This is a genomic window from Campylobacter sp. B0100352/1, assembly GCF_020135855.1.
GTDB lineage: Bacteria > Campylobacterota > Campylobacteria > Campylobacterales > Campylobacteraceae > Campylobacter_D > Campylobacter_D taeniopygiae.
Genome location: NZ_JACHTP010000006.1, coordinates 26,616 through 49,085 on the forward strand (window position 1 = coordinate 26,616; position 22,470 = coordinate 49,085).

At 29.5% G+C, this 22,470-nt stretch carries 22 protein-coding genes; 10 read left to right on the forward strand and 12 right to left on the reverse strand.

Annotated elements, in window-relative coordinates:
* Positions 1-41: 41 nt before the first annotated feature.
* From H2279_RS02915 to ung, 6 genes are all read right to left on the reverse strand, one after another.
* A complete protein-coding gene (locus tag H2279_RS02915) occupies positions 42-1,784 on the reverse strand; it encodes a hypothetical protein (protein WP_337195530.1) in 1,743 nt (580 codons plus the stop codon).
* A gap of 695 nt (positions 1,785-2,479) precedes the next feature.
* A complete protein-coding gene (locus H2279_RS02920) occupies positions 2,480-3,136 on the reverse strand; it encodes a LutC/YkgG family protein (RefSeq protein ID WP_137623153.1) in 657 nt (218 codons plus the stop codon).
* Positions 3,129-4,565, reverse strand: a complete 1,437-nt coding sequence (locus H2279_RS02925) for a LutB/LldF family L-lactate oxidation iron-sulfur protein (RefSeq protein ID WP_337195531.1) — start codon at positions 4,563-4,565, stop codon at positions 3,129-3,131. The genes H2279_RS02920 and H2279_RS02925 overlap by 8 nt, the downstream gene beginning before the upstream one ends.
* Positions 4,562-5,299 (reverse strand): (Fe-S)-binding protein, encoded by a 738-nt coding sequence (locus tag H2279_RS02930; protein ID WP_337195532.1) that lies wholly within the window; start codon positions 5,297-5,299, stop codon positions 4,562-4,564. The genes H2279_RS02925 and H2279_RS02930 overlap by 4 nt, the downstream gene beginning before the upstream one ends.
* Before the next feature lie 22 nt (positions 5,300-5,321).
* Entirely contained in the window at positions 5,322-6,989 is a 1,668-nt protein-coding gene (locus H2279_RS02935; protein ID WP_137623150.1) for an L-lactate permease, read from the reverse strand.
* A gap of 381 nt (positions 6,990-7,370) precedes the next feature.
* Entirely contained in the window at positions 7,371-8,066 is a 696-nt protein-coding gene (gene ung / locus H2279_RS02940) for a uracil-DNA glycosylase (RefSeq protein ID WP_137623149.1), read from the reverse strand.
* Between the two features lie 196 nt (positions 8,067-8,262).
* Here ung and H2279_RS02945 point away from each other — a divergent pair, with 196 nt between their 5' ends.
* The 10 genes from H2279_RS02945 (at position 8,263) to H2279_RS02990 (ending at position 16,927) form a co-directional block, all read left to right on the forward strand.
* Positions 8,263-9,663, forward strand: coding sequence for an aspartate ammonia-lyase (locus H2279_RS02945; protein ID WP_337195533.1), 1,401 nt, complete (start codon positions 8,263-8,265; stop codon positions 9,661-9,663).
* Positions 9,664-9,674: 11 nt separating this feature from the next.
* Complete coding sequence (locus H2279_RS02950; protein ID WP_137623147.1) at positions 9,675-11,012, forward strand: anaerobic C4-dicarboxylate transporter; 1,338 nt, start codon at positions 9,675-9,677, stop codon at positions 11,010-11,012.
* Positions 11,013-11,086: 74 nt separating this feature from the next.
* A complete protein-coding gene (locus H2279_RS02955; RefSeq protein ID WP_337195534.1) occupies positions 11,087-12,436 on the forward strand; it encodes a hypothetical protein in 1,350 nt (449 codons plus the stop codon).
* A 34-nt stretch (positions 12,437-12,470) separates the two neighbouring features.
* Complete coding sequence (lpoB, locus tag H2279_RS02960; RefSeq protein ID WP_337195535.1) at positions 12,471-13,094, forward strand: penicillin-binding protein activator LpoB; 624 nt, start codon at positions 12,471-12,473, stop codon at positions 13,092-13,094.
* A gap of 1 nt (position 13,095) precedes the next feature.
* Complete coding sequence (locus tag H2279_RS02965) at positions 13,096-14,106, forward strand: hypothetical protein (protein WP_337195536.1); 1,011 nt, start codon at positions 13,096-13,098, stop codon at positions 14,104-14,106.
* Positions 14,107-14,252: 146 nt separating this feature from the next.
* Complete coding sequence (rplU, locus tag H2279_RS02970) at positions 14,253-14,561, forward strand: 50S ribosomal protein L21 (RefSeq protein ID WP_137623143.1); 309 nt, start codon at positions 14,253-14,255, stop codon at positions 14,559-14,561.
* Positions 14,562-14,571: 10 nt separating this feature from the next.
* Positions 14,572-14,826, forward strand: a complete 255-nt coding sequence (gene rpmA, locus H2279_RS02975; protein WP_002800974.1) for a 50S ribosomal protein L27 — start codon at positions 14,572-14,574, stop codon at positions 14,824-14,826.
* A gap of 309 nt (positions 14,827-15,135) precedes the next feature.
* Entirely contained in the window at positions 15,136-16,182 is a 1,047-nt protein-coding gene (gene obgE, locus H2279_RS02980) for a GTPase ObgE (protein ID WP_337195537.1), read from the forward strand.
* Complete coding sequence (locus H2279_RS02985; protein WP_337195538.1) at positions 16,169-16,387, forward strand: hypothetical protein; 219 nt, start codon at positions 16,169-16,171, stop codon at positions 16,385-16,387. Before obgE ends, H2279_RS02985 begins: the two co-directional genes overlap by 14 nt.
* A gap of 96 nt (positions 16,388-16,483) precedes the next feature.
* Positions 16,484-16,927 carry a DUF411 domain-containing protein gene (locus H2279_RS02990; RefSeq protein ID WP_137623140.1) on the forward strand — a complete coding sequence of 148 codons (444 nt, stop codon included), beginning with the start codon at positions 16,484-16,486 and terminating at the stop codon, positions 16,925-16,927.
* An 18-nt stretch (positions 16,928-16,945) separates the two neighbouring features.
* On the opposite strand, the gene H2279_RS02995 is transcribed toward H2279_RS02990, so the two are convergent.
* From H2279_RS02995 to H2279_RS03020, 6 genes are read right to left on the reverse strand one after another with little or no spacing between them, the layout of a single operon-like run.
* Positions 16,946-17,446, reverse strand: coding sequence for a TlpA family protein disulfide reductase (locus tag H2279_RS02995; protein ID WP_337195539.1), 501 nt, complete (start codon positions 17,444-17,446; stop codon positions 16,946-16,948).
* On the reverse strand, positions 17,407-17,892 hold the full coding sequence (locus H2279_RS03000) for a TlpA family protein disulfide reductase (RefSeq protein ID WP_337195540.1): 486 nt from the start codon (positions 17,890-17,892) through the stop codon (positions 17,407-17,409). The genes H2279_RS02995 and H2279_RS03000 overlap by 40 nt, the downstream gene beginning before the upstream one ends.
* Positions 17,889-18,542 carry an ABC transporter ATP-binding protein gene (locus H2279_RS03005; RefSeq protein WP_137623191.1) on the reverse strand — a complete coding sequence of 218 codons (654 nt, stop codon included), beginning with the start codon at positions 18,540-18,542 and terminating at the stop codon, positions 17,889-17,891. Before H2279_RS03005 ends, H2279_RS03000 begins: the two co-directional genes overlap by 4 nt.
* Positions 18,538-19,659 (reverse strand): ABC transporter permease, encoded by a 1,122-nt coding sequence (locus tag H2279_RS03010; RefSeq protein WP_337195541.1) that lies wholly within the window; start codon positions 19,657-19,659, stop codon positions 18,538-18,540. Before H2279_RS03010 ends, H2279_RS03005 begins: the two co-directional genes overlap by 5 nt.
* On the reverse strand, positions 19,649-20,944 hold the full coding sequence (locus H2279_RS03015; protein WP_337195542.1) for an ABC transporter permease: 1,296 nt from the start codon (positions 20,942-20,944) through the stop codon (positions 19,649-19,651). The genes H2279_RS03010 and H2279_RS03015 overlap by 11 nt, the downstream gene beginning before the upstream one ends.
* Positions 20,934-22,337 carry a Fe-S-containing protein gene (locus H2279_RS03020; RefSeq protein WP_337195543.1) on the reverse strand — a complete coding sequence of 468 codons (1,404 nt, stop codon included), beginning with the start codon at positions 22,335-22,337 and terminating at the stop codon, positions 20,934-20,936. The genes H2279_RS03015 and H2279_RS03020 overlap by 11 nt, the downstream gene beginning before the upstream one ends.
* Between the last annotated feature and the right edge of the window lie 133 nt (positions 22,338-22,470).

The following is a 22,470-nucleotide window of genomic DNA, read 5'->3' on the forward strand; positions in this document are numbered from 1 at the left end:
TATCTAAAATAAAATATTTAACTTTTTCGATGATATACTCCTTAAATGGTTTTTATGAGTTTATTAAGCTCTGCTTTGGCATTTTTCTCATCTTTGACGACTAAAATTTTTGCTTTTGGCCAAAAAAAGCTTTTTGGTTGTTCAAATTTTCCCCAACGCCAATCAAACCTCGGTTTTAAAAGAACTATTGTTGGAATTTCAAGGGCTAAACTAAGATGTGCTATAGCACTATCTATAGTGATCATGCAATCAATATCGCTTAAATTATTTAAAGTATCATTCCAATTTTTTATTTTTGTGGCTCTATTTTCTATTTCATCTGGCAATTTATAATCACCTTGCATTTGGAAAGAAATAAGCTCATATGGTGTATCTTTTAAAGCATCAAGTAAAAATTTTAATTCAAAATTCCTCGTTGTTTCAGAATCTATAGCATTTGGAGTAAACCAAAAAATTCCTATTTTTTTGATTTTATCTTGTGTTCTATGATGTGCTTTTATCGGGGTTTTTAGTTGGGAAAGTTCTGTTAATTTGATATCCATAAAAAAAGGTAAAGAGCAAATTGGCATAGCATAATCAAAATTTTTTGGCAAACTTTTTAATACTTTTAAATTTTTAAAGCTCTTTTTGGATTGATTTAAAATTTTGATTTGACTTTTAAACATTTCATACATAACACTTTGAGGCGCAAAAAGTACATTAGAAGCGATTTGGCAAATTTTTTCTAAACATCTAGAATACATGATAGTATCCCCATATCCTTGCTCACAGAACACAAGAATTTCTTTATTTTTAAATGCTTCTATGCCGTCTTTATTGAAAGCTTGCAATGTTTTATTGTAGTGGTAGGCTGAAAAAGTTTCATTATGGGCATAAAAAAGTCGGCTTTCATAAAATTTTTTTCCTTCTTCGAAATTATCCTCTACGCCCATACGCATTAAAAGATAGGCCAAATCAAATTTATAAGTTGCGTGCGAGTGCAAACTCAAAGCTTTTTGATAGGCATGATAAGCATTTTGATAATTGGAGCTAAATTCTAAAACCTTGGCATAGTTTTGCCAAAATTGAGCGCTATGTTGATTAAATTCTTGTAAGGATTGAAACAGGGCTAAAGATTGTTCTATTTTAAAAAGTTTAAAAAGTAAATATGCTTTTTGGGGTAAAATTTGGGTATTTAAAAATTCTTCAATTTTTACGATTGTTATATTTTCTTTTGTTTTATTTTGCAAACGATCTTGAAAATTTGACGCATTAGAATGTGTTTTTTCTACTAATAATCCTTGCTTGATTTTTTCATTAGTTTGTATGCAAAAGGCGTAGAGTTCCTCATGGGCTTTAAGGGCTTTATTGAAATCTTTTTTAAAGTAGATTTCAGCATAACTTTTCCATAAATTTAAATTATAAGGATCTTTTTTGAGTAAATTTTGAAAGATTTTTTCTGTTTCTTCTAATTTGCCTATCATTTGAAAGAGTAAAGCTAATTCTAAATTGATTTCATCATGTAAGGCATCATTTTTTGCTTCAAGCTTTTGAAGTAGATCAAGCGCTTCTTGAAATTTGGAATTTAATATATAAGCCTTTGCAAGCAAAAGACCGTTGAAACTGGTTGGATTTTTTATAAAAAGTTGTTCAGCATAATACAAAGTTTTATCGTTTATAGATAGCTTAAAAGAACATAGTGTGGCATACGTTAAAGCATCAATGCTATCAAGATATTTTTCACTTATTTCTAAGCATTTTTCATAATTAGAGTTAAAATAATAATAATAAATTTGATTAAGCATAAATTTTCCTTATAAAATATTTATTATTAAAAATAATTGATATTATAATAAAAAATAATTGATATTATTAAATTAAATTATTTTATGATTTCAATAAATAAAAATATTATAGATAAATTAAATTATCTATAAATACTTAAATAGGTGAGATTGAAGAGATTTAAATTTTTCGAAACAATATTTTAATATTTTGCATAGTTTTATTTTCTTCACTTGCAATGAGTTCAAAAATTTCTTTCATGATGTGAATGATGTCCGAGTTAAATTGATTTTGCTTTGTGTCAAAATGAAAGAGATCTGAAAAAAGTATTTAAAATATATACCGCGATCATCTGAACTATTCTCAATAAATTGATTTAAAGTTAAATGGCTATCAATGAAAAATTTAAAATCCGTATAAACAAGTCTTGAGTGAAAAAAATTATTGATATTTTTTATAGAAACAATGAAACAATTTTCATCATTTATATCTTGATGATAAATTAATTTATCGTATTTATTTATGTAAACTAACATTAATAATTTTCCTTAAAACATTAATTTATAAATATAGCCTTAATTATTTTTTTGTAATTTATCAAAAAATTATTTAATTTAGGATTAAAATACTATTATTGAAATTTATAAAAGTGAGAATAAATTTTTAATTTTGTAGTTTAATTTTTTATTCTAGATAAAATTATCTAGAATAAAAATCAATATAAAATAATATGCGCTTGTTGTGGCCCATGAACACCAAAAACAGTGATAAGTTCAATATCAGCCGTTCTTGAAGGTCCTGCGATAAATAAGATATTACTTGGTAAATTTTCATGCTCTTTTTTAGTTAAATTCAAAGCTTCACTAAGACTTTTAACTATATTTTCTTTTTTAAGCAAAACAATACAAAGTTTTGGAGCCAAAGAAAGCATTCTAGGTTGTTCTTTTGATGAAAGCACTAAAGCAACACCATGAGAGCTAACTCCAACTCTTGCATGGATAATAGAAAAGTCGCTATGAAAAACTTCAGATCTTAAATCTTCTATGTTTTTATCAAAGCAAACTTTTTCTTCAGCATTGATCTTTTCCAAATTCAAATTCAAATTTTGTGGATAGATCAGTTTTGTATAGCCATAACTTGAGGCAATTTCATTGATTTTTTCTTCAAGTTTATCTTGAGTGCTTTCTTCAACGATATATCTATTATCGCTCATTTTTTGCTTTAATTCACTAAGCATATCATCTGTGGTACGAATATGTTCTACAGGATCAATGCTTGGAGTGCGAGAAAATTCTGTTTCATGATAGTAATTTTCTAGCTTTTTTAAAATATTTGCTTTGCTTTTTGAGGAAATTTCTGCAATTTTATTCATAAATAACTCCTTGAAGTTTTTCTACTTCTTTGTATAGATCTTTTTTAATTTCTGGTAATTCTTTAAAAGCACTCCAATTTTTAATTACTGGCAAAGAATCTTTAAATTTATGCAGTAAAGAATTAAAATAATGAGCCTTTGAAAAAGAAAATCTCCACAAATTTCCACTAGTAGCTAAGCTTTTAAATTTTGCAAAAACAAAAGCTTCCATGGCATTGTGATGAACTAAATTCGCACCTATAGGCGGATTATCTCCTTGTCCTACTTTATCGCGTCTTAATTTTCTAATAAGATCAGCTAAAGGAATTTTAACAGGACAAACCTCTGAACAACGTCCGCAAAGTGAGCAAAAAGTTAAAATATCTCCCGTATGATCTATACCAAAAATATTTGGACTAATAACTTCTCCTATAGGCCCTGGATAAGTTGTTTGATAAGTGTGTCCGCCTATTTGGTCATAAACAGGACAAAAATTCATACAAGCGCCACATCTTATACACCTTAAAGCCTCGTAATAATCTTCATTAGCAAGCATATTAGTGCGGTTGTTATTAAATAATACCACATGCACTTCTTTAGGGCCGTCTAATTCTCCATTTTTTCTTGGCCCTGTGATAATGTTATTGTAAGTTGGTATAAATTGTCCCGTAGCAGAAGGAGTAAGCAAAGATACCATTGTAGCCGCATCTTCAAAAGTTTCCATAACTTTTTCTATACCGCAAAGTGCTATATGGATATCAGGAGCTGTGGTACACATCCTGCCATTACCTTCATTTTCTATAAGCCAAAAAGCTCCTTCTTTAGACATGGCAAAATTAACTCCGCTTAAACCCAATTTTAAACCTTCAAATTCATCCCTTAAATGTTTTCTTGCTATGGCATTAAGTTTTTCTGGTTCGCTTTCTAATTCAGAGTTTAATTTTTCTTTAAAGATTTTTCCTATTTCATAACGATTTCTGTGGATGGCTGGAACTACGATATGCACAGGTGCTTCATCGTTTAATTGTAAAATAAGTTCACCTAAATCAGTTTCAATGGCTTTCATTCCTTTGCTTTCTAAATAGTGATTTAAGCCTATCTCTTCACTGGCCATTGATTTGCCTTTTAGAACTTTAGAGATATTTTTTTCTACCATGAGTTGATAAATAATCTCACAAGCATCCTCTTTTGTATCTGCCCAATGCACGATCATTCCATTAGCTGTGGCATTTTTTTCAAATTCTAATAAGCGATCTTTTAAACTCATTAAAGCATTATTTTTAGCTTGTTTGGCTTTAGATCTTAAGCCTTGCCAATCATTAAATTTAGCATCAATGACTTTAAAACGATTGGTTTGTAAAGTATGCATAGCATTAACAAGGTTTTCTTGCATTTGTTTATCGTTTAGTTTTATATGAACGATTTGCTCATGAGGCATTTTAGCATTCATAGTCTTTCTCCTTGTAAGCGTTTGATTAAAAAGTCATACAAATGGATAGGTTTGATATCAAGTCCCATTTTTTTTATGGTGCCTCCTAAATTAAGCAAACAGCCTCCATCGGCACTGACTAAATATTTTACTCCTGTATTTTGGATATCTTTAATTTTGCTTTGTGCCATAGCGTTTGAAATTTCAGGCTCTTTTATACAAAAAGTCCCACCAAATCCACAGCATTCTTCTTCATAAGTTAAAGGTACAAGTTCAACATTTTTAAGTCTTTTGATTAAGTTTTTATTTGCATCTATACTTTTTTGAACTCTTAAGGCGTGACAATTTGAATGCCAAGTTATTTTTACAGGATCGCCTTTGTCTTCATAATTTACATTTAAAACTTCATCAAGATATTGAGAAAGTTCTATTACTCTTTGACTAAAATTTTTTACTTTTTCAAATTGAGGATCATTTTTAAAAAGCTCTAAATAATCATGAGCCATTACCCCAGCACAAGATCCACTCGGTACAACGATAGGATAAGGTTCATCAAAGAGATTTACATTATACATTGCAATCTCTTTACTCTCTTTAAAATAACCCGAATTAAAAGAAGGTTGAGAGCAGCAAGTTTGTTTTTTCTTAAATATAACTTCAACTCCTTCCAAACGTAAAAGTTTTAAAGCATTTAAAATTGTATCTTGCATGGCTGCTGTGCCTAAGCAAGTTGCATAAAAATATACTTTTTTCATTAAATTTACCTTTCAATAATTACTATTTCAAAACAACACTAGGAATGATACCTTGTAAGAAGAAAGCGATAAAACAAGTCCAAATTCCCACTAAAATAATAAAAGCTATAGAATATTTAAGAGTAAATTTGAAAAGTTCAGATTCTCTTCCTACTAGTCCAACGGCTGCACAAGCAACTGCTATACTTTGAGGACTGATCATTTTTCCAACAACTCCACCTACAGAGTTTGCTGCTAAAAATAAAACTTCATTAACTCCAAGTTTTTGAGCGGTTGCTTGTTGTAAAGTTCCAAAAAGTAAATTAGCACTTGTATCAGATCCTGTTAAGAATACTCCTATCCAACCTATAGCAGGAGAGAAGAAAGAGAATATATCGCCTGTGTGTGCAAATGCAAGACCCAAAGTCGCACTCATACCGCTATTTTTAGAAATAAAAGCAAAAGCCACTACAAGACCTATAGTAAGACAAGGAATAGCCATTTCTTTTAAAGTTGCTCCAAAACACTCAGCGGCATCGCTTGCTTTGATTTTTAAAATAAAAATAGTCAAAAACGCTGCAAACAAAATAGCAGTTCCTGCTTGAGCTACAGTTTTTCCATTGATAAAATCTATGCCCAAATTTAAGCTAACTGGCTTAAGAACACTTGCATCAACGATAGAAGGACTAAGTATTCCTTGAGTGATATTGTTAAATGCAATAGTGATGCTAGTAAAAGCAAAAATTCCATCTTTTCCAAAAAGATTTTTAAACCAAGGTTGAGTCCAAAAAATTATACAAACTATAAGCAAGATAAATGGAGCCCAAGCTTTCAATACTGAAGAAAGACTAAGATTATCATTGGTTTGAAAATTAGTTTCTCCATCAACGCGGTAAATATTTTTTATTTTCCAAAATTTTAAAAATAAAGTTGTAATTGCCAAAGAAGCAACAGCGGAAATAATGCTCGGAAGTTCTGCGCCTAAATAGTTAGAACTAAGATATTGGGTAAGGGTAAAGCTTGCTGCTGCAACAAAAACTGCAGGAAAAGTTTCTTTAACACCTTTGAAACCATTCATTAAAAATACAACAAAAAAAGGCACAATAAAACTAAGAGGAATAAGCATTCTACCTATCATAGCTGAAACAGATTGGCTTTCAATTTTAACTAAATCACACATTGCAATAACAGGAATTCCAACAGCGCCAAACGCTACAGGTGCAGTATTGGCTATAAGGCAAAGTCCGGCTGCTTGCAATGGTTTAAAACCAAGTCCAACCAAAAGAGCTGCGGTAATAGCAATTGGTCCACCAAATCCTATCGCACCTTCTAAAAATGATCCAAAACAAAAACCGATCAAAATCACTTGCATTCTGTGATCTGGAGTGATACTCATAACGCTTTTTTTGATAACTTCAAAAGAACCTGATTTAATCGAAAGTTTGTAAAGAAAAATCGCTGCAATGATGATCCAAGCAATAGGCCACATACCATTAATAAAGCCTTGAATAAAACTTGCTCCAACTAAATTCCAAGGCATTTTATATGCAAATAAAGCCACCAAAGATGCTGCAATAACGGTTAAAAATCCAGCTTGAAAACCCTTAAGTTTAAAAAAAACCAGACAAGCTAAAAAACAAAGAATCGGTAAAAATGCTATTAAAGCACTTAACCAAATATTATTCATTGGGTCATAAATTTGTTGCCACATTAGATATTTTCTCCTTAAATTTTTTGACATCTTTGGCCATTGTATCAAATTTTTAAAAAATAGATTTTAAGAAATGAAATAGGGTGTTAAAGTTTATGAGTTCTTTAAAATTTTGTGTATTTTTGTAACATATTGATTTTTTTATTTTTAATAAAATATAAACATAATGAAATAATTTTTATACTTAAAAATATTTTTTAATCTTTTATATTATTGTAGTTATCAGTATTGCTTTTTATTAAATATAAAAATTTAAATATAAATTAATTTTTATTTTTTATCAAAAAACTAAATTAATTTAAAAATAAACCGATATAGCTAATGAATCTTTTAAAAATATTGCAATTTAAAAAGCTGATTAAATTCAGCTTTTTAGAAAAATTATTTCAAATCCCAATTTATAATATCTTTTCCTAAGCTTTTTAAAATTTCATTGACTTTTGAAAAATGTTTGCAACCTAAAAAGCCTGTTCTAGCTAATGGACTAGGGTGAGCAGCTTCTAATATAAAATGTTTTTTTGTATCAATAAGATTTTTTTTAGATTTTGCAAAATTCCCCCAAAGTATAAAAATAAGCCCTGTTTTTTCTATACTGAGTTTCGATATGATAGCATCGCTAAATTCTTGCCAACCCCAAGTGCTATGACTCGCAGGTTTTCCAGCTTCAACACTAAGAATAGAATTTAAAAGCAAAACCCCTTGTTTTGCCCAAAAACTCAAATCCCCATCTTTTACAGGTTGAATTTTTAAATCATTATAAAGCTCTTTATAAATATTAGCCAAACTTGGGGGAATTTTAATCCCTTTGGGAACTGAAAAACTAAGTCCCATTGCTTGACCTTCTTGATGGTAAGGATCTTGCCCTAAAATGATCACTTTTAAATCTTTTAAAGGAGTAAGATTGAAGGCATTAAAAGTTAAATTTGCTGGCGGATAGATCGTTTTTTTATTTTCTAAAGCGTGAATGTATTTTTTTTTAATTTCTAAAAAATAAGGTTTTAAAAATTCTTCTTTTAAAAAATTTTTCCAATCCTCGTTTATTTTAATATTTTCTAAATTAATAGCTATTTTTTCCATTTTATGATAATCCAAAGTTTTATATTGAAGAAATTATAACAAATTTATTTATAGATATATTTTTAATCTTTTTATTTAGTTTTACTTGAATAAATGTTAATAATATTAACTAAATATTAACTAAAACAAGAATATACTTATCTATGTAGATTTTTAGTGTTTACATTAAAAATACAAACTATACGAAAGGTTTATAATGGGAACAAGAAAAGAACACGATTTTATAGGGGAATTAGAAATTCCTGATGACGTGTATTATGGAGTGCAAACTTATAGAGCTTTAGAAAATTTTAAAATGAGTGGTAGGGTTTTAAAAGAATATCCATTTTTTGTAAAAGCTTTTGCGCAAGTTAAAAAAGCAGCAGCATTAGCTAATAAAGATTTAGGAATGGTTCCAGCCGATAGAGCTGATTATATAGTTAAAGCTTGTGATAGAATTATAAATGGTGAGTTTTTGGATCAATTTGTAGTGGATATGGTTCAAGGTGGTGCTGGAACAAGCACAAATATGAATGCTAATGAAGTGATTACTAATGTCGCCCTTGAAATGATGGGACATAAAAAAGGGGAATATCAATACCTTCATCCAAATGACAATACAAATTTTGGCCAATCAACTAATGATGCTTATCCAAGCTCTATTAAAGTTGCAGTTCATGCTAAAATGGGTGATTTGCTTAAGGCTATGGAAGTATTAAAAAATGAATTAGAAATTAAAGCAAAAGAATGGAAAGATATATTAAAAATCGGTAGAACAGAGCTTGAAGATGCTGTTCCTACAACCTTAGGAAATACTTTTAATGCTTTTGCAAGCTATTTAAAAAGCGATATAGAAAAAATTACCAAAGCAAGAGAATCAATGACTTATTTAAATTTAGGAGCAACAGCGATCGGCACAGGAATTTGTTGTCATCCTGATTATAAAGATTTGGTTGAAAAATATTTAAGTGATATAACAGGTTCCACTTTTAGACCAGCAGAAGATTTTATAGCGGCGACTCAAGATACAGCCGATTTTGTCCATGTAAGCGGAGCTTTAAAAACTGCTGCGGTTAGACTTTCTAAAATTGCTAATGATATAAGATTAATGAATTCAGGCCCAAGATGTGGTTTAGGCGAAGTTAATTTACCTCAAATGCAACCAGGTAGTTCTATCATGCCAGGTAAAGTCAATCCAGTTATTCCAGAAGTAGTTGGAGAAGCTTGTTATGAGGTTATAGGAAATGATGTAACTATAGCACTTTGTTCAGAAAGAGGAGAATTTGAGCTTAATGCATTTGAGCCAGGAATTGCTTATGCTTTATTTAATTCTTTAGTTCTTTTAGAAAATGCAATGCTAACTTTAGCTAACAAAGCAATTAAGCATTTAACAGCTAATCCAGAAAAATGTAAAGAAACTATGTTAAATTCTGTTTGTTTGGTTACTGCTTTAAATCCTTATATAGGATATGAAAATTCAGCATCAGTTGCAAAAGAAGCTTTACAAACTGGAAAAAGCGTTGCTGATATAGTTTTAGAAAGAGGCTTATTAACCAAAGAAAAACTAGATGAATATTTAACTCCTGAAAATATGCTAAATCCACGTATTGAAAAATAAAAGGTTTTACTATGAGTGTGGAGTTGATTTTACAAATAGTTGTCTTTTTGGGTTCTATTTTTATAGGAATTCGTCTAGGAGGTATAGCTATAGGCTATGCAGGAGGTATAGGGGTTGTTATTTTAGGACTTGCTTTAGGCATGAAACCAGGTAGTATTCCTTGGGATGTTATTTTAATTATTGCTGCAGCTATTGCAGCAATTTCTGCGATGCAACAAGCCGGTGGTCTTGATTATATGGTAAGATTAACCGAGAGATTTTTAAGAAAGCATCCAAAATTCATCAATTATTTAGCTCCAATTTGCGGATGGCTCTTAACTCTTTTAGCAGGAACAGGTAATGCTGTATTTTCTTTAATGCCTGTAGTTGTTGATGTTGCAAAATCTCAAAATATCAAACCTTCAGTTCCGCTTTCTTTAATGGTGGTTGCTTCTCAAATAGGTATCACTGCATCTCCTGTGAGTGCTGCTGTTGTTTATATGAGTGGAATTTTGGAGCAATTTGGGTGGAATTATCCAACACTATTAGGAATTTGGATCAGCACAACCTTTATCGCTTGTATTTTAACAGCGTTTATAGTTAGTATCATTACTCCTTTAGATCTTAGTAAAAGTAAAATTTATCAAGAGCGTTTAAAAGCAGGACTTGTTAAAGATGCTAATGAGGTTTTACAAGCACAAGATAAACCAGGTGCTAAACTTTCAGTTGGAATTTTTCTAATCACAGTTTTATGCGTGGTTTTATACGCAACAGCAATTTCTAGTAATATTAGATGGATAGATCCTGTTGTTATTCCAAGAGATTCAGCTATTATGAGCTTTTTATTAACAGCAGCTACTTTGATCACTTGGTTTTGCAAAGTAGATCCAGCAAAAATTTTGGATACAAGTGTTTTTAAAAGTGGCATGACAGCTTGTGTTTGTGTTTTTGGTGTTGCTTGGCTTGGAAATACTTTTGTTTCGGGTCACACGCAAGAAATCACAGATTTAGCAAGCAATTGGGTAAAACAAATTCCAGCAACACTTGCGGTTGCATTTTTCTTTGCTAGTATGCTTTTATATTCTCAAGCAGCTACAGCTAAAGCTATTGTTCCAGTGGTAATTACTTCTTTGGGTATCACTGCTGCAAATCCGAATGATTCTTATATGTTAGTGGCTTGTTTTGCTGCGGTTTCTGCCCTTTTCGTTTTACCAACTTATCCTACCTTATTGGGTGCTGTACAAATGGATGATACAGGAACAACAAGAATAGGTAAATTTATCTTTAATCACTCTTTCTTTATACCAGGTGTTTTAGCCATTGCTATTTCAGTAGCCTTAGGCTTTGTTGCAGCTGGCTTTTTAAAGTAATCAATAATAGCCTTAGGCTATTATTGATTTTTTGATATAGTTTAGAATAATTTTTATTTTTTGGATTATTTTAAATGTATCGAATAATATTATTTTTTATTATATTTATTTTGAGTGCTTGCTCAACTTATCAAGATCAAAATTTATTTTATCAAAAAGAATTATTTTCTAAAAAATGTGATCAGGATTTTTTTGAAAAACAATTACAAGCGATCAATCAAGATGATGATACTATTTTTAAAGGCTTAAATACAGCGTATATTGCTAGAGATTGCAAGGATTTTAATTTAAGCAATGCTATTTTTGATCAAGTAGAAAATTCTTATAAATATGATGTTGATTTGCAAAATATTGCTCACAAGGGTGTAAATTTTATTAGTTCTACATTGATAAATGATGGTGTTAATGATTATCAAGGTGCTTGGTATGAACGAACTATGGTCAATGTTTATAAGGGTTTAAATTTCATGAGTTTGAAAGATTTTTCAAATGCTAGAGTGGAATTTAATCGCGCTTTAGCAAGACAAAACATAGCTAAAGAATATTTTGCCACTCAAATTCAGCAGATGCGAAAAAAAGCTGAAAAAGAAGAGAATTTCAAGCAAAATATAGATCAAAATCTCAAAATCATTGCAAATCAATACAATAATCTTTTTAAAGAATTTCATGCACAAAAAAACTATACAAATGCTTATGTAACTTATATTTCTTCAGTATTTTTTTTCATGGATCATGATTATCAAAAAGCTTCTGATTTACTTAAAGAGGTTTATGCAGCATACAATAATGATAAAGAAATACAAAAAGAATTTGAGCTTTTTGATCAATACTCTAAGGCTTTAAATCCGCAAAAATTAAAAAAACATATTTTCATCATTTATGAAAATGGTTTAAGCCCTGCATTGGATGAATTTTCACTTACTTTGCCTTTTATTTTTGATCAGCATATTGTAACAGCAAGTGTAGCTTTACCTACCTTAAAAAAGAGAGAAGAATCTTTTGCTTATTTAAATGTTTTTAATGGTAAAAATTTAAACCAAACTGCGAGAATTTTCGATTTTGATGAGGTGGTAGCTAGCGAATTTAAAGAAGAATTGAATGCTAAAATTATGAAATCTTTAATGTCAAGTCTTTTTAAAACAGGTTTAAACATGGCTGTAGCAAAAAATGATCAAAGCGGAATTTTGACTTTTGCGACGGATATTTTTACTGCGGCGACAACAAGAAGTGATTTGAGAATTTGGAATTTTTTACCTAAAAATATTCAAATTTTAATGATCGATAATGATGGTTTTATTAAAATTCAAGATGAAAACAATAATGCGATATATTCTAATTCTTTAGATCAAAATAAAGACATATTGATTTTAGTTCGATCTTTTAACCCAATAATCCCAAGTGAAATTTACAAAATTGAAAATTAAACAAAGTATAATAGATTAAAAAAAGGAAATTAAGATGAGAAATTTATTTTTAGTGGCTTGTTATGCTTTTTTAGCTTTTTTTCTTGCAGCTTGTGGAGCACCTGTTTATACTGATGGTTATGCGAGTCAAAAAAAACAAGGGGATGCTTTAACTTTAGGGCTTGATAGAGAAGATTTTGAAAAAACAGCACAAGAAATGATTGAAAGCATGTTGAAAGATCCCGCTTTTGCTAATATTTCACAAGGCCAAAGAAAAGTGATAGCTATTGGAAAAATCATTAATGATACCCCTCAAAGAATCGATACAGACAAACTTATAAGCAAAATAACTATTGCACTTAGAAAATCAGGCAAATTTGTCCTTACTACAGCCGTTGCAGCAGGGGGTGCTAGAGATGGGATGAGTGAAGTCGTAAGAGAACTACGGGATAATGAAGAATTTAACCAAAATACTATTTCTAAAAAAGGAACTTTAGTAGCTCCTGATTTTTCATTAAGCGGAAAAATTCGTCAAGATACTGTTAAGCTTAGAAATGGCGATATACAAGCGGAGTATTTTTTCCATTTAACACTTACAGATTTAAATTCAGGACTTGCTTATTGGGAAGATGAAAAAACAATCGATAAAACAGGAACAAGTAAATCGGTGACTTGGTAAAATGAAATATTTTTTTATTTTAATAGCTTTTTTGTCTTTACTTTGGGCTGAAAATCAAAATATTATAAAAGCTCAAAATGAAAAAAATGTGATTATTTATGATTATTCTCCTGCCGAAGATGTCAATTTTAGCAATATTCAAAGCTTAAAAACACTTCCGCATCAAAGATCTAAATTTCAAAAAATTATGCAAGGTGTTGGGACAGGTCAAACAAGAGAAGATGCTTTAAATAACGCCTTAATTGATGCCTTATCTAAGCTTAAAGGTATTTCAAAGTTTAATTTAAGACAAGAAATTAAAAGTATTGATATTAAATTTTCAGCCTTAGGGCAAATTGTTCAAAATTCAAAAGATACGCTTCAAAATGTAAGTAATGGGCGTATTGATAGTTATGAGATCACTTCTGCTGAAAATAATGGCACAAATTGGAAGGTTAAAATCTTAGCTTATAAATATCTTTACCAAAATGATCAAAAACCAAAATTAATACTTTTTGATGAAAATTATGGAAAATCGGGAGAAAATTTAACTCAAGCTTTAAATGATATTTTTTCTAACGATGCTTATTTTACTCTTTTAGAAAGAAAAAATGATTTTAAAAGCGAAGATAAACTTATCGAAAGTGCTCAAGGTTCTAGTGATGAAAGCTCTAAGCTAGGGAATGTTTTAGGTACGGATTATATTTTAGAGTATAAAATTTTAGATACATCTAAACAAAATAGCTATATTACTTATCAAAATGATAAAAAATTAAAGATAAATATCTCTTTCAAACTTATATTTTATCCCACAAGAGAGATAGTATTGTCAAAAACTCTAAGTACGAATTTAATACTTACTTATGATGCTCAAAAAGAACAAAAATTTTGGGAAAATACTGCTTTAATGGTGCAAAAATATATACAAAATTCTCTTTTTAACGCTAATGCATCAGAGGAAAATAAGCAAGACAAAGGCAAAGATTCTACCTATAAGCTTCATGAAGGTGGTGGGGTTGATCTTGGATTTTAGTTTCGCTTTGATTTTTTAATTTGCAAACTTTTAAATTCATTAAATATTAAAGAAAAATTTTATAAAATTAAAGTTTTTCTAAACCATTAAAGCTTTTAAATCCTAATTGGTGCTTTATGGTACTTACCAAATTATAAGGAAAAGCAATGTATGCTATTATGAAACACAGCGGAAAGCAGTATAAAGTTAGCGTTAATGATGAGTTAAAGCTAGATCACTTTGAAGCTGAAAGCAAAGCTATTATCGAAGTGAATGAAGTACTTGCAATTTGCGATAAAGATATTAAGGTAGGTGCGCCTTTCGTAGCAGGTGCAAAAGTTGTTTTAGAAGTGATCAATCACGGAAAAGATAGGAAAGTTGTAATTTATAAAAAAAGACGCAGAAAAGATTCTAAACTTAAACGAGGTTTTAGAAGACAATTTACTCGCGTTATAGTTAAAGATATTAAAGCTTAAGGAGTAAAGAATGGCACACAAGAAAGGTCAAGGTTCAACTCAAAATAATCGCGATTCTATTGGTCGTCGTTTAGGTGTTAAAAAATTTGGTGGCGAATTTGTTAGAGCTGGAAATATCATCATTCGCCAAAGAGGAACTGCAACACATGCAGGTAATAATGTAGGTATGGGAAAAGATCATACTATCTTTGCTTTAATTGATGGTTTTGTTAAATTTGAAAGAAAAGATAAAGATAGAAAAAAAGTTTCTGTTTATCCTGCTTAATTTCTAGGCTTCTGCCTAGAAAAATCTTAAATTTTTATCCAAAATTTAAAAACTTAGATATTTTTTTAAACAAGTTAATTTTAAAGATTATAAATTTTAAAAAGTACTTAAAATCAAATTTTTACTATAAAATCTTTAGTTTAATATCAATATTTAATCTAAAATATCAATTTTTGACGATGTTAAAATTTTTAATTATAGTAGTTTTTATATAAAATAAGCTAATGAGAGTTTTGAGCTATTGTAAAAATTATTTTGAATTTTATTTTCTTTTGATATACTTCTTTTTAAATTTTTTAAGGTTTTTTTATGTTTATAGATAGCGTTAAGATTACTTTAGCTTCAGGCGATGGAGGCAAAGGTGCTGTAAGTTTTCGTCGTGAAAAGCACGTTCCATTGGGTGGTCCTGATGGTGGCGATGGCGGAAATGGCGGAGATATTATTTTTATATGTGATAACAATACTCATACCCTTGTTAATTTTAAAGGAAAAAAGGAACTTCGTGCGCAAAATGGTGCAGCGGGTATGGGGCGTAATAAAAATGGAAAAAAAGGTGAAAATTTAGAACTCATTGTTCCAGAGGGCACTCAAGTTATTGATGCACAAAGCAATGAAATTTTACTTGATTTAACTAAAGAAGGGCAAAGAGAAGTATTTTTAAAAGGTGGCAAAGGAGGGCTTGGAAATACTCATTTTAAACATGCAACCAATCAACGTCCAGACTATGCACAACCTGGTATAAAAGGAGAGAGTCGTTTAGTAAGACTTGAACTTAAATTGATCGCTGATGTGGGGCTTGTGGGCTTTCCAAATGTGGGAAAATCGACTCTTATTAGTGTAGTTTCAAACGCAAAACCTGAAATTGCGAATTATGAATTTACCACATTGACGCCAAAACTTGGTCTTGTTGATGTGGATGAGTATAATTCTTTTGTGATGGCAGATATTCCTGGTATTATCGAGGGTGCAAGTGGAGGTAAAGGTTTAGGACTTGCTTTTTTAAAGCATATAGAAAGAACATCTTTTTTACTTTTTGTATTGGATCCTTTAAGAGAAATGTCTTTAAAAGAGCAATTTATAGTGCTAAGAAATGAGCTCGAAAAATTTTCCAAAGAGCTCTTTAAGCGTGAATTTGGTATTATGATTTCAAAAAGTGATAGTGTGAATTTAGGTGTTGATTTTGCAGAAGCGATTGCAGAGAATATAGTAAATTTAAAAGATTATTTAAAAAGTACAGAAGATCCGCAAAGTTTTTTAATTGAGGTTTCAAGTCTTGAAAAAACAGGGCTTAAGGAGCTTAAATTTATGCTTTTAGAAGAGATTAAAAAGTTAAGGGAAAAACATGGAAAAAGATGAAAAACTGAAAAAACTTAAAAAGCAACGTTTAGCAGGCATATTGTTTTTAGTTGTAGCTTTGGTGCATTTTATCGGGGCATTTTTTATATTATTGCTCGGAAAAGAGTCAAGACTTATTTGGAGTGGGATTTGTTGGTTGGTTATTGGAGTTATTTTTACTGCTTATAGCCAATATCGATTAAGTCAATTAAATAAAAAAAATTAATTTTGCACAAAAAGATTTACTTTGTTTAAAAGTAAAATTTGATATATTGTTAATTCAGGTTGCATAGTTAAAATAATGAAATTTAGGGAGTAGAAAATGAAAAAAGTAATTTCAGCTTTTGTTGTAGTTGCAAGTGCTTGTATTTTACAAGCTAAAAATTTAGAAATTTATGAAAGTCCTACTTGCATGTGTTGTGATTATTGGACGGCTTATATGAAGAAAAAAGGCTATAGTGTAAATGTGCATAAAACAGATGATTTTCTAAAAATTAAAGATCAATATGGAATCAAAAATGAATATCAAAGCTGCCATACAGGGATTATTGAAGGCTATGTCGTTGAAGGACATGTTCCTGAAAGCGCTGTAGCTTGGCTCCTTGAAAATAAACCAAAAGACGTTATAGGAATTTCAGCTCCTGGAATGCCACAAGGAAGCCCTGGAATGGAACAAGGCTACAATGAAAAATATCCCGTCATCTTAATGAAAAAAGATGGAAGTTATGAAATTTATGGTTATTTTTTAGGAGATCAAAAACTTTAATTATTTAAAAGGATAAGATTAATTTTTTATCCTTTTAATTTCATTTTCAAGTATATGATAAGGTGTCAATCCTATAAATTTTTTATTCATTTTTCCTGACTCAAAAAAACTAATTACAGGAACTCCATAAATACCGCCTATGGAATCTGAAAGATATTTGGCTGCATTTTTTTCATAGAATAAAGTTAATTGAGTTAAGCCTTTTTCTTTTGCCCAATTTTTTGCATCATCTAAATTTTTTGCATCTCCTAAAATTACAAAAACATTAAAATTATAATTTTGGATTAATTGTTGTAAGATTTTGATTTGTTCTTTGCATACTTCGCAATCTTTGGTAAAAAACACCAAAGCAAAATTTTCATCCTTTTGATTAAGCTTTAATGTTTTCTCAAAACCATTGTAGGAAAAATTATAATTTTTATGATCTAAGCTTTTAAAATTTTCTCCATCACTGCAAGCTATAAAAAATAAAGCTGTGATTAAAGCAATGAAATAAGCTTGGACTTTAAATTTTCCCAAGGTGTTTCTCCTAAAATTCTATCTTTTATAATTCCATTTTTAATGATTATAGTTGTTGGCGTTGCAAATATGGCATATCTATCTTGCGTTATTTTAAGATCATCTTTTAAAATTTTAACCTTTTTAAAATCAAATTTTTTTGCTAAAGATTGTATGGTTTGTATATCATTGGCTGAATTGATAGCATAAACGCTAATTTTATCTGGATAATTTTGCGCAAATTCATCTAGATAAGGCAGTTCCTTTAAGCAAGAAGAACAACCATTTTGAAAAAAAACTAATACTTTTAAAGGATTTTTATCATTGTTTAATTTAATCTCATTTCCTAAAAGATTTTTAGCTGAAATTTCTGCAGCCACTTCTCCTATTTTCGTGCTTTTTTTATGATTTTCAAAAGAACATGCATTGAGTAAAAATAGTGCAATAAAAATACATAAAAATTTCATTTTAAAACCCCATGGTGTAAGCATATGGTTCTATCGGCAAATTTAGCTAAATCTGGATTGTGCGTGATTAAAACAATAGTTTTTCCTTCATTTTTGAGTTTTTTTAGGGTTTGAAGAACGATTTCTTCATTGGCTTCATCTAAATTTCCTGTGGGTTCATCCGCAAGTAAAATTTCAGGATTATTGATTAAAGATCTTGCGATACAAACTCTTTGTTGCTCCCCTCCGCTTAGTTGATTAGGAAGGTGATTTAAACGATGTGAAAGACCAACTTTTTCAAGCATCATTTTTGCATCTTCTTCATCAATACAAGAGTGATAATATTGAGAAAGCATCACATTTTCTAAAGCATTTAGATAAGGGATAAGATGAAATTGCTGAAATATAAGTCCTATTTTCTCTCTGCGTAATTGTATTTTTTGCTCTTCTTGAATTTGTTCTAAATTTTGCCCATCTAAGATGTATTGACCACTGCTTGGGGTGTCCATTAGAGATAAAATATTTAAAAGTGTGGATTTACCACTTCCTGATGGCCCCATAATCGCAAGCCATTCTCCTTGATAAACATTTAAATTAATATTATTTAAAGCCTTGACTTTGCCAAAATTTTTGCTAAGATTTGTTATTTTTATTAATTCTTTCATTTTAATCACCTTTCAAATTATCACAAATATTAATTTTTAAAGCCTTTTTTATAGGTAAAAAAGCGGCAAAAAAAGCAAAAGCCAAAGAAATAATGATAGATATTAATACCGCTTTAAATCTAAAGTCAATGCTGGAATTAAAAATTAAATAACCAAAAATATTGGCTAAAAATATTCCACAAAATGCCCCTATAATGCTTGCTATTAAGCTCACAATAAAACACTCACTTGCAAAAAGTTTAAAAATTTCTCTCTTTTTAGCTCCTAAAGCTAAACGCAAAGCAATTTCTTTTTTTCTAGAAAATATGATAGAGCTTAGCGTGGTATTAACACTGGTTGTGACTATGATTAAAACAATAATGACGATTAAAAACATTAAGGTTTTTATTTTTTCAAGAACCAAATTTTCACTTAAAGATACCGATGATATAGGTTTAGCGTTAATAGTATGATCGCTAATAGCTTGAGTTTTATTCCAAACGCTTTGAAAATCACCATCGACTATAGCATTAGCATAATTAATACCTTGAGTATCGCTTAAATTTTGAATCACATTTAAAGACGCTAAGGCTATACCATCGAATTCATCATTGCTTGAAAATATAGCTTTTATGGTTAATTTAACACTTTTTCCATTGTTTGGATTATAAATTTGCAGCTCATTTCCTACTTTAAGATCTAATTGTTTAGCTAGATTAATACCTAAAAAAACAGAATTATCACTAAAATCTCTTAAAGAAAAGCTTCCATCTTTTATCTCTAAAAAAGGTTTAGTCAGTCTTAAGGCCTTAAAATCTGTTCCCAAAACAACCGCACTTGTGCTACCTAAATTTAAAAATTCGTATAAAAATGGAGTTAAAGCCCTAGCTTTTAATTTCTGTTTGATTTCCTCATATTTAGCGTTAGAGATAAAATTTTCATCCATATTTTTAGAGCTTATAATCACATTTGCCCCGTAAGCTTTGAGTTCTTTAGAAAGTTTTGTATCTATGTCAAAATAGATATTTAAAAATGCTGAACAAGTTAAGGCACCTATGAAAATGGATAAAATGATGATAAAAAGTCTTTGATAAGAAAAACTAAGACTTTTAAAAAGTTCATTTAGAAAAAATCTATTTTCCATAAAGCACCTCTACTGGAGAAAGATTAGAAATATTTCTTATAGGGATTAAGCAGCCAATTATAGCTATTAAGCCAGCAAAAATAAGACTCAAAGGTAAAGCGATAAAAGCAATGTTGATAAAATAACCAAAAATATTAAGACTGATGATTTCTGAAATTCCTATGCCAAATACAAATCCAAAAATTGCAGCGATAAAAGCTACAATTAAATTTTCGCTTGAAAAGATCAAATAAATTTGAAAAGTATTAGCTCCAAGGACTTTTAAAAGGCCTATTTCTTTTTTTCTGCGATGAATTTCTGAATTTATAAGGCTTGAAATAGCTATGCTTGAAATAATAATGCAAATAATGCAGGTGATTGACATTAGAGATTGAATTTTTTTAACGATTAAATTTTGAGCATCGCTTATAGCATTTAGCACTTTTACATCAGATCCTGGAAGTCCATCTTTGATTTGACTAGCAATAGAACCTACATAAGCAGAACAATACCATTTATCGTATTCAACTTGATCGAGTTTTTCTTCTCCTAAGCGGCGTACTTTTTCAGAAAGTGAGGATTCAGGTATAGTAAAAGCTCTAACTTCAGCACTTGAATAAAGCCCTTGTTTATTAAGTAATTCTTGAGCAAGATGTAAAGGAGCGATGATTTTATTTGACATTTTAGGATTTGTATGCAATAAAATTCCTACAATCTTAACTTCTTTTGAAATATTATTTTCTCCAAGGAGTGTTATATTTTGTCCTATCTTTAGTTTGGAATTTTTAGCCAAATCTTCACCGAGCATGATTTCATTGCTATCATCTTTTGCCCAGCTTCCTTCTACTTTAAGATAAGGATAAAGGGTTTGAATTCCTGTTACAAAATCATCATCGTCTTTTATTTTAATTGCTTTACTAAAATAAGTCCCATACAATAGAGTTTTTATAGCCTTATCATCATTTTTAACAGTGATTTTACCATCTAAAAATGGGGCTAGGGCAGTGATGTTATTGCGCCAATAAATATCTTTAATCATATATAAATTTTTCTCTTCAAGATAGTTTTTATTTTTTAAGGGTTTATAAATTTCATTGCCTATTTCAATGTTTAAGTTAGAACCTTTAGGTAAAACCAGTATATTTGATCCATAACTTTTTAATTGTTCTGTGACTTCATTGCCTATACTTAAAGTAATATTTAGCATGATGCAAAGCAAAAGAGTGGCTAAAAAACAAGTAAGAAAGGCTAAGAATTTTTGAATTTTATTTTTAAAAATAGAACTAAGGATTATTTTAGCTAACATCGCTTCTCCTTTGGATTAAAAACTTAGCTTCTGTATCCCCAATAAATTTTAAAGGATCTTTTTTAAATTCTTCATAGTTTTTTTCATTGATAAAATAATAAGTAATTCCTTTATAACTATAAGAAAAAGGTGCTTTTATGTTAATCAGTTTATCTTTTGAAACAGGATCGCTAACTTGAATTTCTTTGATTTGATTAAAATAATTAGATCCGGCAATGACATCTTTTACATCAATAATAATATTTTTACCATCATAGGTATATTTTAAAGGAATAGGATTGCAACCACCTGATTTACCTACGCTTGGTAGAAAAATACGGACATTGCAAGAAATGCAGATTAATTCCCCATCTTTTTTAATATACCCCATATCTCCGCAAATCATACAAGCATCAAAAACAGCAACAGGAGAGTCTCTATCTTCTCTTTTATTGATTAGAAAAAATCTCACAACCTTACCTTCAGCTGTTACATAGGCAAACCTATGAAGTTTATTATCCCTTAAAAGAGCCACATCAAAGATAAATTTACCCTCAGCGTTAGGTAAAATTTCTTTAGGTTCATCTATAACCAAAGGTTTAGAACTGATCATAAAAAAATACAAAACAATACAAAAACTAACTATACAGCTTATAAAAACGCTTGAAAAATAAGAATTGATTAGATGATTTTTTGCCTTATCTTTGCGATACTTAATATCTAAAATCGTATGCTTATTGATATTGTTTTGGCGAATTTTTAAACTTAAAAAAGCAAGAATAAGGATTAAAATGATATAAAGATAAATTTTAAAAGTACCAAAATAATTGCTTTTTCCAACAAAGCTAATTAAAAAAGTTTCAGTATCAATAATTGAATTTCTCATCAAAGTGAGTAAGATGTTAGCTAAAGCACGATCCATTTCTATAAAGATAACGATACAAAAGACAACAAAACTTGCTTTTTTATTGATTGTTTTTTGCCATCTTAAAAAGAAAAAGATTAAAATACAAATAATGAAAGCTAAGAATATAAAACCTAAAGATGTAATTGTTTGACTATCCAATAAAGAATTGCTAAATATAGGCAAATCTTGATTGATGTAATAATAATTTAAAGCTATGCAAAAACTTAAAACGGTCGATAAAACTAAGTTTAAAACTTTAACTTTTTCCCAAAAATAAAATATAAAACTTGCAAGTAAAGAAGCTATAAAAATAAAATTGAGATTAAATATCAAATTATCAGTTTTTAAAAATTGTGCGGATATAAAAAATGCAAAATACCCAAATAAAAACCCTAAAAAAACCGCTATAAAGCTTTTTGTAATGTATTTTTTGTCAGGATTTATAAAAGCTATTAAAACGCTTAAGGGCAAAATATTGGAAATAAAATTGACAAAATATATGCTCATAATCTTTCACTTTTTTATATTGATAAGAGTTATTATTACATAAAAAACTTTAACAAGTGTAAAAAATAAATAAATTTTTGTATAAAGATTTTTAAGATATTAAAATTAATCAAGATTTTATTTTTTAAAGAAT

Excerpts from the sequence above, each read along its gene's own strand:
- H2279_RS02915 (WP_337195530.1), bottom strand. The coding sequence starts at position 1,784 with ATGCTTAATCAAATTTATTATTATTATTTTAACTCTAATTATGAAAAA.
- H2279_RS02920 (WP_137623153.1), bottom strand. The coding sequence starts at position 3,136 with ATGAATAAAATTGCAGAAATTTCCTCAAAAAGCAAAGCAAATATTTTA.
- H2279_RS02925 (WP_337195531.1), bottom strand. The coding sequence starts at position 4,565 with ATGAATGCTAAAATGCCTCATGAGCAAATCGTTCATATAAAACTAAAC.
- H2279_RS02930 (WP_337195532.1), bottom strand. The coding sequence starts at position 5,299 with ATGAAAAAAGTATATTTTTATGCAACTTGCTTAGGCACAGCAGCCATG.
- H2279_RS02935 (WP_137623150.1), bottom strand. The coding sequence starts at position 6,989 with ATGTGGCAACAAATTTATGACCCAATGAATAATATTTGGTTAAGTGCT.
- ung (WP_137623149.1), bottom strand. The coding sequence starts at position 8,066 with ATGGAAAAAATAGCTATTAATTTAGAAAATATTAAAATAAACGAGGAT.
- H2279_RS02945 (WP_337195533.1), top strand. The coding sequence starts at position 8,263 with ATGGGAACAAGAAAAGAACACGATTTTATAGGGGAATTAGAAATTCCT.
- H2279_RS02950 (WP_137623147.1), top strand. The coding sequence starts at position 9,675 with ATGAGTGTGGAGTTGATTTTACAAATAGTTGTCTTTTTGGGTTCTATT.
- H2279_RS02955 (WP_337195534.1), top strand. The coding sequence starts at position 11,087 with ATGTATCGAATAATATTATTTTTTATTATATTTATTTTGAGTGCTTGC.
- lpoB (WP_337195535.1), top strand. The coding sequence starts at position 12,471 with ATGAGAAATTTATTTTTAGTGGCTTGTTATGCTTTTTTAGCTTTTTTT.
- H2279_RS02965 (WP_337195536.1), top strand. The coding sequence starts at position 13,096 with ATGAAATATTTTTTTATTTTAATAGCTTTTTTGTCTTTACTTTGGGCT.
- rplU (WP_137623143.1), top strand. The coding sequence starts at position 14,253 with ATGTATGCTATTATGAAACACAGCGGAAAGCAGTATAAAGTTAGCGTT.
- rpmA (WP_002800974.1), top strand. The coding sequence starts at position 14,572 with ATGGCACACAAGAAAGGTCAAGGTTCAACTCAAAATAATCGCGATTCT.
- obgE (WP_337195537.1), top strand. The coding sequence starts at position 15,136 with ATGTTTATAGATAGCGTTAAGATTACTTTAGCTTCAGGCGATGGAGGC.
- H2279_RS02985 (WP_337195538.1), top strand. The coding sequence starts at position 16,169 with ATGGAAAAAGATGAAAAACTGAAAAAACTTAAAAAGCAACGTTTAGCA.
- H2279_RS02990 (WP_137623140.1), top strand. The coding sequence starts at position 16,484 with ATGAAAAAAGTAATTTCAGCTTTTGTTGTAGTTGCAAGTGCTTGTATT.
- H2279_RS03000 (WP_337195540.1), bottom strand. The coding sequence starts at position 17,892 with ATGAAATTTTTATGTATTTTTATTGCACTATTTTTACTCAATGCATGT.
- H2279_RS03010 (WP_337195541.1), bottom strand. The coding sequence starts at position 19,659 with ATGGAAAATAGATTTTTTCTAAATGAACTTTTTAAAAGTCTTAGTTTT.
- H2279_RS03015 (WP_337195542.1), bottom strand. The coding sequence starts at position 20,944 with ATGTTAGCTAAAATAATCCTTAGTTCTATTTTTAAAAATAAAATTCAA.
- H2279_RS03020 (WP_337195543.1), bottom strand. The coding sequence starts at position 22,337 with ATGAGCATATATTTTGTCAATTTTATTTCCAATATTTTGCCCTTAAGC.